Genomic DNA, 12252 nt, shown 5'->3' with positions numbered 1-12252 from the left:
TCGAGTGTCGTCAGTCGCGCGGGAAGCGCGTCTCGAGCTCGGCGACCTGCTCGGGCGTCAGGCAGCGCGGGTTCTGGCCGCGCAGCAGCAGATAGAGCCGTGCGGTTTCCTCGAGCTCCTCGGTCGCGTAGACCGCCGCCTCGAGCGACTTGCCGGCCACCACCGGGCCGTGGTTGGCCAGCAGCACGGCGCTGTGCCGGCCCGCCAGGCCTCGTACCGCCTCGCCCAGGCTGGTGTCACCGGGCACGTGATAGGGCACCAGCGGCAGCCGGCCCACTCGCATCACGTAGTAGGCGGTCAGCGGCGGAATGCAGTCGCAGGGGTCCACCTCGGGCAGGCAGGAGACGGCGACGGAGTGGGTCGAATGCAGGTGGACGATCGCCCCGGATTGCGGCCGCTCGCCATACATCGCCATGTGCAGGAAACTCTCCTTGGTCGGCGCGTCGCCGTCGAGCAGCCGGCCGTCGCGATCGAGACGCGAGATCCGCGCCGGGTCCAGCCGCCCCAGGCAGGCGTTGGTCGGCGTCATCAGCCAGCCGCCGTCGTCCGTGCGGACGCTTATGTTGCCGCTCGATCCCATGGTCAGCCCGCGGTCGAACAGCGACTTGCCCAGGGTGGCAATCTGCTCGCGCAGGTCGTTCTCGTCGTGTGCGCTCATGGTGTCGTCTCCATCGGCAACACCTCAAAGGCCCGGGTGAAGAAGTCCTCGCCACCGAAGTTGCCGGACTTGAGTGCCATCGACAGCGGTGCTGCCCGTCCCGGCAGCGGCGCCTGTGTCCAGGGCACGCCGGGGTCGATCTGCGAGCCGATGCGCAGCTGGCGAACACCAAGCGCCGAGACCACCGCTCCGGAGCTTTCTCCCCCGGCCACCACCAGGCGTCCCACCCCCTCATCGACCAGCGTCCTCGCCAGTTGCCCCAGGGCCTCCTCGACCAGCCGCCCGGCGCGCTCGATGCCCAGCGTCGCCTGCGCCGCCCTCACCCCTTCGGGGTCGGCGGAGGCATACACCAGCACCGGCCCGCCGTCGGCCAGGTGGCCGCGGGTGAAGGCCAGCGCCGCCGCCAGGTGGTCGTCACTTTCTGCAAGTGCCAAGGGGTCCAGCGCAAACCCTGGATGACCCGTGAGAAAGTGCGCCACCTGTCCGAGCGTGGCCCGGGAGCAGCTGCCCGACAGCACCAGGGCACCGCCAACGGCCGGTTCGAGCCGGCCCGGCTCGGTGACATCGGCCAGCCATCCACGCTGCCGATAATGGCCGGGCAGCGCCTGGCCCAGACCGGAGCCGCCGGTGACCAGCGGGAAGTCCACCACCGCCTCGGCCAGCACCTCGAGGTCATGCTCGTCGAGGGTGTCGCAGATCACGTGACGCACCCCCTGTTCCGCCAGGGCATCAAGATGACGGCGCGCGGCCTCGGCGCCACGCTCCAGCACCGGACGTGCCGCCAGGCCCACCCGATGCGGCGTCTGCCGGGACAGCACCCGCACCAGGTCGGCATCGCGCATGGGGTTGAGGGGATGGTCCTGCATGCCACTGTCGTTGAGCAGGCGGTCGCCGACGAACAGGTGCCCCTGGTAGACGGTGCGGCCGTTGACCGGAAAGGCCGGCACCATCACTGTCTGCGATCCTCCCAGGCGCTCCAGCAGGGCATCGCTGACCGGACCGATATTGCCGGCGTCGGTGGAGTCGAAGGTCGAGCAGTACTTGAAGAAGATCTGCCGGGCACCGCGGGCCTGCAGCCAATCGAGGGCGGCCAGGGAATCGGCCACCGCCTCGCCGGCCGGACAGGAGCGCGACTTCAGCGCCACCACGATGGCATCGACGTTCTCCAGCGCCGCGGTCTCCTGAGGAGACAGCGGGCCATCGGGTATGCCGATCATCTGCACACAGCGCATGCCGCCGCGCACCAGGTTGTTGGCCAGGTCGGTGGCACCGGTAAAGTCGTCAGCGATGGCCCCGAGCACGATGGACATGTCACGCCTCCCCGTCGTCGTTGGCCGCCTCGGGCAGGTCGATGCCGGAGAGCCGCTGGTAGACCTTGATCACCGCGGCATCATCCTCCCGGCCGAAGCCGGCCCCCCGTGCCGCAGTGAACTGCTGCAGCGCGCTGGCCGCCACCGGCGTGGGCAGGGCAAGCTCGCGCCCGGTCTCATGCACGATGTTCAGGTCCTTGACGAAGATGTCCACGGCGGAGAGCGGGGTGTAGTCGCCGGCGAGGATGTGGGGCACGCGGTTCTCGAACATCCAGGAGTTGCCGGCCGAGTGGGTGATCACCTCATAGACCGTAGCGGGATCTAGCCCCATGCGGATCCCCAGCGCCATGGCCTCGGCGGCGGTGGCGATATGCACGCCGGCTAGCAGCTGGTTGACCAGTTTCATGCTGGAGCCGATGCCCGGTTCATCCCCCAGGCGATAGACGGTGGCGGCCATGGCGTCGAGCACCGGCGCCGCTTTCGCGAACGCCGCTTCGGTGCCGGAGGCCATGACCGAGAGCGCGCCGCTGCGGGCCTTAGCCGCCCCGCCGCTGATCGGCGCGTCGAGCATCAGCAGGTCGTCGGTGGCCAAGCGTTCGCCCAGCCGGCGCGCGAAGCTCGGCGCCACGGTGGCGCACTGCATCACCAGCCCCCCGGGAGACATGCGCCCGGCCAGCCCGTCCTCGCCGAACAGCACCGCCTCGACCTGCTCGGCACTCACCACCACCAGCAGCACCACCTCACACTGGCCGGCCAGCGCTTCAGGGGCCGCGACACAACGCCCACCCCGGGCCTCGAACGCTTGGCGCGCCTGAGGTGAGATGTCGCAACCGATCACTTCCAGCCCCGCCTCCCGCAGGGCGGTGGCGGTGCCCAGCCCCATGGCACCCAGGCCGATCACCCCTACCCGGGGCTTGCTCCCCGTCGAATTGTTCACTCGCCCGCCTCCGCTGGTTGCCTGGAACTGTCCAGTGCACCGAAACGCTCGCCACACCGAGACATCCGATTCTGCATTGGTAGCGCTAACATGTTAGCGCTATCATTTGCCTCACAACTGTTCTAGATGATCGCCTAACGGGCGGCAAGCACCGAACGGGGAGATGCGACCAATGTCTAGCCGCACACCGATAGAACCGCGCCGGCGTCGTGGCTCGACCCAGCCCACGCTCAGGGAGGTCGCCGAGGCCGCCGGCGTCTCCACGATCACCGCCTCACGCGCCCTCAACACCCCGGAGCTTGTCAGCGAAGCCGCGCGTGCCCGTGTGCTTCAGGCCGTGGAGCAGATCGGCTATGTGCCCAACCTGGTGGCCGGTAGCCTGGCGTCGGCCCGCTCGCGCTTCATCGCGGTGATCGTGCCGTCGCTGGCCAACGCGGTGTTTATCGAGGTGATCCAGGGGCTGCAGGAGACCTTCGAGGCCCAGGGCTACCAGATCCTGCTCGGCAACACCGACTACGACCTGCAGCGGGAGTACCAGATGATCCGCACCTTCTTCGGCTGGTCATGCTCGGCGCTGGTGACTGCCGGGCTGCGCCACAGCCCCGCCTGTCGCACCCTGCTCGAGGGCTGGGACCAGCCGATCATGGAGGTGATGGAGCTGGGCGACGCCCTGGATCTCAACGTCGGCCTCGACCATCAGGAGGCCGGCCGCTGCATGGCCCGCCACCTGCTGGAACGCGGACACCGCGCCATCGCCTACGTCGGCGCCGGCATGGTCGACGACTACCGTGCCGGACTGCGCTTCGAGGGCCACCGCGAAGTGATCGAGGGTCAGGGATTTGCCGCCCCCTGTCTGGACATCGGCCGGCCGGGCGGCCTCGACGGCGGGGCCCGGGGTCTGGATCTTGCCCTGGAACGTCATCCCGGCATCACCGCCATCCACTTCGCCAACGACGACCTCGCCGCCGGCGCCCTCCTCCATGCCCAGCGCCTGGGCCTGGACGTGCCCGGCCAGCTCGCCATCGCCGGCTTCAACGGCCTGCCCCTCGGCCGACATGTCACGCCGCGGCTGACCACCATCCTCTCCCCCCGGGCCACCATCGGACGGGTGGCCGCCGAGGAAGTGCTCCGGCGCCTGGCCGGCAAGTCGGTCCGCCGGCGCCAACACGACGTCGGCTTCACCCTTCTCCAGGGCGAAAGCACGTGAGCCGTTCCGGGGTGGCTCGCCCCGGGACGGCAGCGGAGTTCGCGCGGACCCGACAGCAGGGTGACAATCCTGCCGACGTTAATCAGTTCAGTGGTGCGGCTCATTCTTTTAGCGGTCCCGGTTTATGCCGTTACGGCAACTCAGGAAGCCTCCGTGGCACCATGCCTCACCCGCGAGAAGAACTCCTCACCGCCAATCTGCCCTCCCTTGAGCACCACCTCGAGCCCATCGATCAGGGAATCAGTGGCCACCAGCCGGCACAAGTGCCCACCTTGGGCCTCGTCGAAGGCCACCAGCTCCAAGGCATCGGCACCGAGCCGGCGCATGGCATGGCTTGAGGTATCGCCGCCGGCGAACACCACCCGGTTGATGTCGCCGCTGTTCCGCAGTTCGTAGGCAAGGTCGGCGAACACCTGCCCCACGGCCCGGGCCAGGTTCTCGGCAGACGCACCAGCGACGATGTCAGATGGCCTGCGGGTGGTCGCCACAGCGACATCGCAGCCTGCCTCGAACCGCGCTCGCACCTGGCCGGCAAGCTGTCGGCCGAGGTTCGTTGGGTCACGCAGCGCGTCATCCGGCGCCAACGCAAGGATCTCCCCCCCTTGCCCCTCGAAATGGGCGAGCTGACCACGCGTCTGCGGCGAACAGCTGCCGGAGAGCACCAGCAGCCGCGAAACGCCCGGATAGCGTGTCGGCAGCGCCCGGCGAGTCCCTCCATCTCGCGTAGCGATCCACCCCAGGGCGTCGGCCAGCCCCTGGGCGGCCACCGCCAGGGTGGTGCGCGTCTCGGCAAGCCGAAGGATCAGCGCAGCGGCGTGGCGAAGCTCATCCCGATCGGTCGCATCCAGCACGGCGAAGCGCCCCTCCTCGACGGCCTCCGCCAACGCCTGCCAACCACCGTCCGCCGAGCGATAGTCGAGCAGCGTCACCGCCGCCGAGGGGATAACCGTCTGTACTGCCAGGTGTCGCCGCAGATCGGACTCTGTCATGGGCGTCGAGGGGTGATGGGCCATTGCGGGATTCTGGTCCAGCCGGCAGATTTCGCCCCCGTAACGCGTGAACAGGTGGGAAAAGGCTGTGTAGCGGCCGAATTCCGGGGTGGCGGGCAGAACCGGGAGGGCGCACCCTGGCCAACGTTGTCGAGCCAGTTCCATGACATGACCGATGCTGCCCACCGTCGGCGACGAATCAAAGGTCGAGCAAACCTTGAACTGCCTGACGCGCGGATCCAGGGCCTCGATCAGCGCGAGGGCCGGCTCGACCTCCCCGTCCATCGCCGCCGGTGTCAGCCCGCGGGCCGTACCCGCCAAGCCCACCACGTCGAGCCCCGGTGCCATGGCCAGGATCGTCTCCCGGCAGGCACTGGAGAAGAAGAGACGACCTCGCAGACCATGGCGGCAGAGTTGCGCCAGGTTCTCTGTCGAACCGGTGAAATCGTCGCCATAGAAGGCTGCCAGCAGTCGTGTCATGGTTCGCTCTCCTCAGCCTGGGGGAATCAGGTGCTCTCACGCACGGTCAGTTCGAAACCGATGTCGATCCGCGTCGAGGGCAGGCTCCGGCCTTCCAGCCGCGCCAGTAGCAGCCTGGCCGCCTCGACGCCCATCTGGAAGCGCGGCACCGCCACCGTGGTCAGACGCGGGGTCATGTGCTCCCCCAGCGAGAGCCCCAAATAGCCGCCGATAGCGACCTCCTCTGGCACCCGGATGCCACGCCGGTTGGCCTCCAGAATCCCCCCGGCGGCTAGGTTGTCATTGGCGAAATGGAGCGCCTCGAGATCTGGGCGCGCCTCAAGCGCCTCGAGGAAGACACGCCGCCCCGCCTCGTACGACGAGGGCTCCTCCCGGTGGAACAGCAGGTCGCTCTCCAGCCCGGCCGCCGCCAGCACACGACGATGCCCCTCGTAACGCTGCCTAGCACGGTAGTCGTGGGTCATCCCGGTGCCAAGGAAGGCGATGCGGCGGTAGCCACGTGCCAGCAGATGCCGGGCCATGCAGGCGCCGGCCTCGGCATTCTCCACCCCCACGTTCATGTCGATGCAGGCATCACCCAGTTCCATGATCTCGACCACCGGACGCTGCCAGGCCTTTAGCCGTTCCACGGTCCTGTCGTGATGCCGTAGGCCAGTCATGATTACCCCCGAGGGCGAGTAGCCCAGCACCGAATCGATCAGCGCCGCCTCACGGCCCAGGTCGAAGTCCGTCGAGCCCAGCAGGACCTGATAGCCCGCCGCCTCCAGAGTCTGCTGGATACCGTGTATCACCTCGATGAATGTCAGGATCGACAGCGACGGCACCACCACCGGAACCATTCGCGTTCCCGCCGACGCCAGCCCCCCGGCAATCAGGTTCGGCACGTACCCCAGCGCAGTCACTGCGCGCTCGATACGCTCTCGCAGCTTGTCCGACACTTTGTCCGGTGTATTCAAGGCCCGCGACACCGTGATCGGCGCCACTCCGGCTCGCCTCGCCACGTCCTCGATGGTCACTCGATCATCGCCGCGGTGACGGCGCCTCTCTCGAATGCCCGACCTCTCTGTCGCCATGGCCAGCTCCTCAGCCGCTAATCGCAGTGTCGCCATCAGTCTACCTGTCCTGAACAGGATGGTAGCGCTACCAAACAACCCGTGCTAGCTTTCCTCGAACAACAACATCGATCGGGTTCATCCCGGCAGGAGCACGCACCATGGCACACACCCGGCCCCCGCTGGGCACGCCCCGGCTCAATGCCCGATATCGCATCGAGACGCCTCTCGATCCGGATCTGGCCGCCGCGGCCATGGCCGGCGAGCAGTCCTCCGGCACCTTTCTCAAGCTCGCCGGCGAGACCGACGCCCTGCGTGAACGCCATGCCGCACGGGTTGAATCGGTGGTCTGCCTGGACACGGCCGACGCACCATCGCTGCCGGGTGCGCTGTCCGGAGACGTCTACACCCGAGCCGACGTCACCCTCTCCTGGCCGCTAGAGAACGTCGGCAACAGCCTGCCCAACCTGCTGGCCACGGTGCTGGGCAACCTCACTGAGCTGCGCGAACTCTCTGGCATCCACCTGACGGATATCACTTTGCCCCGCGAGTTCATCGAAGCATGCCCCGGGCCGCAGTTTTCCATTCCCGGCACGCGGCAACTGGCCGGAGTCGAACATGGCCCGTTGATCGGTACCATCATCAAACCCAGCGTGGGGCTCACCCCGGAACAGACGGCAGAGCTGGTGGCTCAACTCGTCGACGCCGGCATCGACTTCATCAAGGACGACGAGCTGATCGCCGATCCTCCTTACTCACCCCTCACCAAGCGCGTGCCCGCCGTCATGCGGGTCATCGAGGCGCATGCCCAGCGTACCGGGCGAAAGCCCATGTATGCCTTTAACATCACCGGCGACCTGGACGAGATGCGCTGGCGTCACGACCTCGTCCGCGACCACGGCGGCACCTGCGTCATGGCCAGCGTCAACTGGATCGGCCTGGCATCGCTGGTGGCACTGCGGCGCCACTCCCAGCTGCCGATCCATGGACACCGCAACGGTTGGGGACTGTTCTACCGATATCCGCGTATCGGCATCGACTATCGCGCCTACCAGGCCCTGCTGCGCCTCGCCGGGGCCGATCATCTGCACGTCAACGGGCTTGGCAGCAAATTCGCCGAGGCCGACGAATCGGTGATCGACTCCGCCCGCGCTTGCCTCACTCCACTGCTCGACGAGCCGCAACGCGACGACCGTGCCATGCCAGTCTTCTCCTCGGCCCAGACCATTCACCAGGTACCCGCCACCTTCGCCGCCCTGCAGTCGACCGACCTCATCTTCACCTGCGGCGGCGGCATCATGGGGCACCCCAACGGTGTCGCCGCCGGCTGCCGTAGCCTCCGAGCCGCTTGGGCCGCCACGGCCCAGGGCGTACCCCTGGAAAAGCATGCCAGACAGGAACCCGACCTCGCCGTCGCGTTGCGGGCCTTTACAAGCCCGTTTTCAGGATGAAGCAACAACACGCCACCCAAGCTTGAATCGCAAAGGGGTACTCAACATGAAGACAATAACTGCAGGTAGCATCGCCCTCGCTGGCCTCGTCACCCTCGGCACTGCGGCGACAGCCTCCGCCGAAGAGCTGGCTATCGCTATCCACGTGGAACCCTCGCACGCCATGTTCAAGGTCGGCGAGCGGCTCAAGGAGCGCATCGAGGAACAGACCAACGGTGCGTATTCCGTCACGCTGCTTGGCACGGAAGTGGGTGGCGAACGCGACCACCTCGAAGGGGCCAGCTACGGCGAATATGCCATCGCTTTGGGCGGCTCGATGCCAATGACTCTCTACGCCGAAGAATTCGCCGCCGCCGACCTGCCCTTCGTCTACGGTGCCAGCGAAGAAGCCCGGCGGGTCTACGAGGGGGAGACCGGGGAGTTGATCAACGAACAGCTGGTATCCAATGGCAACATGCGGCTGGTCGGGCTCTCCGCCCGCAACCCGCGCAACCTGACCTCCAACTTTGCGGTCGAGACGCCGGGGGACGTCGAGGGTGTCCGCATGCGCGTGCCCGAGATAGCCCCCTGGATTCAGATCTGGGAGGAGATCGGTGCCCTGCCCAGCCCCATCGCCTGGCCAGAGGTCTATACCTCACTGCAGACCGGAGTGATCGAGATGCAGGAAAACCCGGTCGACCTGATCCATGCGGGCAAGATCTTCGAGGTCCAGAGCCACATCAACCGTACCGAACACGTCTACTCCTTCTTCCACTGGCTGATGAACGAGGACTTCTACCAGCGGCTCTCCGATGACGACCGTGAGATCATCCTCGGCGCCATCGAGGAGGCCACCAGCTGGGGAGACGAGATGGTTGCTAACGGCCAGGACAGCCTCTACGAGCAGCTCCAGGAGCAAGGCATGACTGTCGTTGAGCCAGACGTCGCCGCCTTCCGCAGCGCTGCCGAACCCGCCATTCGTCGCATCGCCGAGGGCTATCACCCCGTGGTACGCGACTACGTCCTGTCACTTGTCGAGGAGTGAACGAGAGGGGCGATCCGGCCAGCCAGTTGCACGTCGGACCGCCCCGGGCTCACCCCTGCTATCCACATGCTCCCGGAGGCGCCCGTGAAAACCGCGGAACGCGTTACCCGTGCGATCGATCTGTTCTGGCAACTGCTGACCGGCGTCGTCATGGCGGCCTTCGCCCTGATGCTCATCATCATGGCCGTACAGGTCATCTCGCGCTACGCACTGGGCATCGCAGTGTCCTGGACCGACGAAGCCTCGCGCTACCTGTTCCTGGCCGAGATCTTCCTAGGCTCCGTCCTTGCGCTGCGTTACCAGGAACACATCCGCATCACGCTCGTCACGGACATCCTGAGACCATCCTTTCGCAACATCGCCGCCAGCGTGGCGGATGTGATCTGCGTACTGGTGCTGCTGATGCTGGTAGTCGGCGCCTGGAACATGATGGGGCGTACCGCTGGGATCCTAGCCAGCACCTTTCGCATGAGCTTCTCCTACATCTATTTCATCCAGATGATTTCCGCGCTGCTGATGATCGGTCTGCTGCTGGGCGATCTCTACCGGCGAATCGCGGGCGGCCCTCCGACCACCGAAGAAGGCAGGAGTGATTGACCATGGAAGTTTTCGTCATCATGTTCGTCGGACTGATCGTCCTGCTGATGCTGGGGGTGCCCGTAGCCTTCGCCATGATTGCCTCCTCGGCACTGGTGCTGGGCTATACTCGGGGCTTCGATGCCATCCCCATGGAGATGATCGCCCAGCGCACTCTGTACGGAGTCAACAGCTTCACCCTTCTGGCCATCCCCGCCTTCCTGCTCATCGGGCGACTAATGAACAGTGCTGGCATCTCGGATCGCGTCTTTGATGTCGCTCGCACTATGGTTGGCCACCTCAAGGGGGGCCTTGGGCACGTCAACGTCGTTGCCAGCATGCTCTTCGCGGGCATGTCGGGCTCGGCGGTCGCCGACGCCGGAGGACTCGGCGCGCTCGAGATCAAAGCCATGGAGGACGACGGCTACCCAACAGGTTTCAGCGCCGCGGTCACCGCCAGCTCGGCGACCATCGGCCCGATCATCCCACCCAGCATCCCCGCAGTCATCTATGGCGCCCTGGCCAATGCCTCGATCGCCGCTATCTTCCTGGCCTCCATCATTCCCGGGCTGATCATGGGACTGGGCCTGATGGTGATGGTCGCCATCATCTCCCATCGCCGTGGCTTCCCCACCCGAGCCAGGGCGCGCTTCAGCGAGTTCACCCTCGCCATCTCTCGTGGCCTGCTGCCGATGCTCACGCCCCTGATCATCATTGTGGGGATCCTCTCGGGCGTGTTCACTCCCACCGAGGCTTCGGTGGTCGCCCTGCTCTACTGCATGATCATCTCGTTCCTGGTCTATCGCTCGATCAGCTTCCGGGAATTCCTGACGATTCTGCGCGCCACCGCCATCGATACCGCGGCCCTCCTGTTCATCATTGCCGGCAGCGCCTTGTATAGCTGGGTGCTGGCCCGCTACCAGGTTACCTCCCTGGTGGCCGACTTCCTTCTGGCCACCGTGACCGACCCACTCGGTCTGCTGCTGTTGCTGGCCCTGTTCATCCTGCTGATCGGACTGTTCATCGATTCGGTGCCAGCGCTGTTCCTGCTCACCCCGCTGCTAGTTCCCGTGGTGATGCAGTACGGCATCGACCCGGTACATTTCGGCGTGGTGATGATCTTTACCCTAATGATCGGCCTGATCACACCCCCGGTCGGTACCGTGCTATTCACGATCCAGAAGATCACCGGCATGCCCTTTGCCAGCCTCGTGCGGGAAACCCTGCCGTTCTATATCCCGCTGCTGGCGGTACTGCTGATCATCATCTGCTTCCCGGCGGTCGTCATGTTCCTGCCCAACCTAGTACTCAAATAGAGGAGGTTCACATCATGTCCGTTCTGATCACGGGGGGGCTCGGCCACGTCGGGTCCTGGGTGGCCTACCAACTGGCCAAGAAAGGCAAGCGGGTCATCATTTGCGACATGGCCGCGAGCCATTTCGACCGCCTCGGACTCGACTATCTGGAGGAGGTCCGAGACAAGCTGGTACTCGAAAGCGTCGATGTCCTCGACTATCACAGCATGTTCGAGCTATTTTTGCGTCACCGCGACGACCTCGAAGGGGTGATCCACGGCGTCTCGGTCATCGCCGGCCCGCACTTCCAACAACGCCCCTTCAAGCACATCTCGATCAACGCCACCGGCACCCTGAACGTGTTCGAGATATGCCGCATCCTGGGGATTGATAAGGTCGTCAACATGAGCTCAGGCGCCGTGTACGGCGATGCCCCCGGCCCCCAAGGGGAGGCTACCCCCTACAAGGCCACCGACCTCTACGGCGCTACCAAGATCTCCGGCGAGCTCTACGGCCTGCAGTACAGCGACACCTTCGGGATGGACGTACGCAACGCGCGGCTGTTTTTCGTCTACGGCCCGGGCAAGCGCCCCTCACACATGCACCTGGTGTACCAGGCTCTGTTTGGCCCGTTGGAAGGGCTCGACGACATCCAGGCCCCCAACGGTTCCGAGCAGGGACTGGACTGGACCCATGTCCATGACACAGCGAGCGGCATCGTCAAGCTGTTCGAGAAGGAAAGCGTCAGCCAGCGCAACTTCAATATCTCCTGCGGTGTGGCCGTCGACCATCTGCAGATCGTAGAAGACGTGGCGGATATCATCGGCCACCGCACCAACGTCCGGCTCGGCCCCGGGCCCTTCGTGGTAAGGGGGGCACCGCTGGATATATCGCTGGCCAAGCGAGAACTCGGATTCACTCCCCAGTTCACAAATATCCGCGATGGCATCCAGGACTACTGGCAATGGCTGAAAGCCAACCCCCAGTGATGATGTCACACCCCTGAAAGCGGCGAAGCCTGGCAGGAGGAGTCATAACTTGCGCCTGGCGCCTCGCGTTGACCAGTTTAACGTCCTGCACCAGCGTCGAGATTACAGCACTGGCCGCACAAAACAGGATGCCAACCTGGCTGGCGCGCCTCTCGCCTGTGGAACGGGGACTGGCGAAAGGCATCAAGGCACTGCTTAACCCGGCCGGGCTCATGAACCCCGGCCGGATATTGCCCGACGAATCCGGACACACCTGACCGCGAGAAGGCGCTGGGGCAAGCCAG

At 65.8% G+C, this 12252-nt stretch carries 11 protein-coding genes; 6 read left to right on the top strand and 5 right to left on the bottom strand.

The window, feature by feature from the left end; genetic code table 11:
- Nucleotides 1-10: 10 nt before the first annotated feature.
- The 3 genes from otnC to ltnD are packed head-to-tail and all read right to left on the bottom strand — an operon-like array spanning nucleotide 11 to nucleotide 2905.
- Nucleotides 11-658 carry a 3-oxo-tetronate 4-phosphate decarboxylase gene (gene otnC / locus NFC98_RS08190; RefSeq protein WP_254277590.1) on the bottom strand — a complete coding sequence of 216 codons (648 nt, stop codon included), beginning with the start codon at nucleotides 656-658 and terminating at the stop codon, nucleotides 11-13.
- Nucleotides 655-1968, bottom strand: coding sequence for a 3-oxo-tetronate kinase (otnK, locus tag NFC98_RS08185; protein WP_254277589.1), 1314 nt, complete (start codon nucleotides 1966-1968; stop codon nucleotides 655-657). The genes otnC and otnK overlap by 4 nt, the downstream gene beginning before the upstream one ends.
- A gap of 1 nt (nucleotide 1969) precedes the next feature.
- Nucleotides 1970-2905 carry an L-threonate dehydrogenase gene (ltnD, locus tag NFC98_RS08180; protein WP_302055101.1) on the bottom strand — a complete coding sequence of 312 codons (936 nt, stop codon included), beginning with the start codon at nucleotides 2903-2905 and terminating at the stop codon, nucleotides 1970-1972.
- A gap of 172 nt (nucleotides 2906-3077) precedes the next feature.
- On the opposite strand from ltnD, the gene NFC98_RS08175 reads away from it, so the two are divergent.
- Entirely contained in the window at nucleotides 3078-4112 is a 1035-nt protein-coding gene (locus NFC98_RS08175; protein ID WP_254277588.1) for a LacI family DNA-binding transcriptional regulator, read from the top strand.
- Between the two features lie 140 nt (nucleotides 4113-4252).
- Here the strand turns inward: NFC98_RS08175 and NFC98_RS08170 are convergent, their stop codons facing one another.
- Both NFC98_RS08170 and NFC98_RS08165 read right to left on the bottom strand, forming a co-directional pair.
- Complete coding sequence (locus tag NFC98_RS08170; protein WP_254277587.1) at nucleotides 4253-5581, bottom strand: four-carbon acid sugar kinase family protein; 1329 nt, start codon at nucleotides 5579-5581, stop codon at nucleotides 4253-4255.
- Nucleotides 5582-5607: 26 nt separating this feature from the next.
- Complete coding sequence (locus tag NFC98_RS08165; protein ID WP_254277586.1) at nucleotides 5608-6654, bottom strand: LacI family DNA-binding transcriptional regulator; 1047 nt, start codon at nucleotides 6652-6654, stop codon at nucleotides 5608-5610.
- Between the two features lie 140 nt (nucleotides 6655-6794).
- On the opposite strand from NFC98_RS08165, the gene NFC98_RS08160 reads away from it, so the two are divergent.
- From NFC98_RS08160 to NFC98_RS08140, 5 genes are all read left to right on the top strand, one after another.
- A complete protein-coding gene (locus NFC98_RS08160) occupies nucleotides 6795-8084 on the top strand; it encodes a ribulose-bisphosphate carboxylase large subunit family protein (protein ID WP_254277585.1) in 1290 nt (429 codons plus the stop codon).
- A 46-nt stretch (nucleotides 8085-8130) separates the two neighbouring features.
- Nucleotides 8131-9108, top strand: coding sequence for a TRAP transporter substrate-binding protein (locus NFC98_RS08155; protein ID WP_254277584.1), 978 nt, complete (start codon nucleotides 8131-8133; stop codon nucleotides 9106-9108).
- Between the two features lie 84 nt (nucleotides 9109-9192).
- Entirely contained in the window at nucleotides 9193-9705 is a 513-nt protein-coding gene (locus NFC98_RS08150) for a TRAP transporter small permease (RefSeq protein WP_254277583.1), read from the top strand.
- A gap of 2 nt (nucleotides 9706-9707) precedes the next feature.
- Nucleotides 9708-11000, top strand: coding sequence for a TRAP transporter large permease (locus NFC98_RS08145; protein ID WP_254277582.1), 1293 nt, complete (start codon nucleotides 9708-9710; stop codon nucleotides 10998-11000).
- A gap of 14 nt (nucleotides 11001-11014) precedes the next feature.
- The gene (locus NFC98_RS08140) at nucleotides 11015-11968 is read left to right on the top strand and encodes an NAD(P)-dependent oxidoreductase (RefSeq protein WP_254277581.1); all 954 of its coding nucleotides are present in this window, start codon (nucleotides 11015-11017) and stop codon (nucleotides 11966-11968) included.
- Nucleotides 11969-12252: the final 284 nt, after the last annotated feature.

The sequence above is a fragment of the Halomonas sp. 3H genome, from assembly GCF_024206005.1.
Taxonomy (GTDB): domain Bacteria; phylum Pseudomonadota; class Gammaproteobacteria; order Pseudomonadales; family Halomonadaceae; genus Halomonas; species Halomonas campaniensis.
This window is presented reverse-complemented; position numbering and strand designations above follow the sequence as displayed.

Bases quoted from the DNA above. Each gene is read 5' to 3' on its own strand.
- NFC98_RS08170 (WP_254277587.1), bottom strand. From the start codon at position 5,581: ATGACACGACTGCTGGCAGCCTTCTATGGCGACGATTTCACCGGTTCG.
- NFC98_RS08140 (WP_254277581.1), top strand. From the start codon at position 11,015: ATGTCCGTTCTGATCACGGGGGGGCTCGGCCACGTCGGGTCCTGGGTG.
- NFC98_RS08155 (WP_254277584.1), top strand. From the start codon at position 8,131: ATGAAGACAATAACTGCAGGTAGCATCGCCCTCGCTGGCCTCGTCACC.
- NFC98_RS08145 (WP_254277582.1), top strand. From the start codon at position 9,708: ATGGAAGTTTTCGTCATCATGTTCGTCGGACTGATCGTCCTGCTGATG.
- otnK (WP_254277589.1), bottom strand. From the start codon at position 1,968: ATGTCCATCGTGCTCGGGGCCATCGCTGACGACTTTACCGGTGCCACC.
- otnC (WP_254277590.1), bottom strand. From the start codon at position 658: ATGAGCGCACACGACGAGAACGACCTGCGCGAGCAGATTGCCACCCTG.
- NFC98_RS08175 (WP_254277588.1), top strand. From the start codon at position 3,078: ATGTCTAGCCGCACACCGATAGAACCGCGCCGGCGTCGTGGCTCGACC.
- NFC98_RS08165 (WP_254277586.1), bottom strand. From the start codon at position 6,654: ATGGCGACAGAGAGGTCGGGCATTCGAGAGAGGCGCCGTCACCGCGGC.
- NFC98_RS08160 (WP_254277585.1), top strand. From the start codon at position 6,795: ATGGCACACACCCGGCCCCCGCTGGGCACGCCCCGGCTCAATGCCCGA.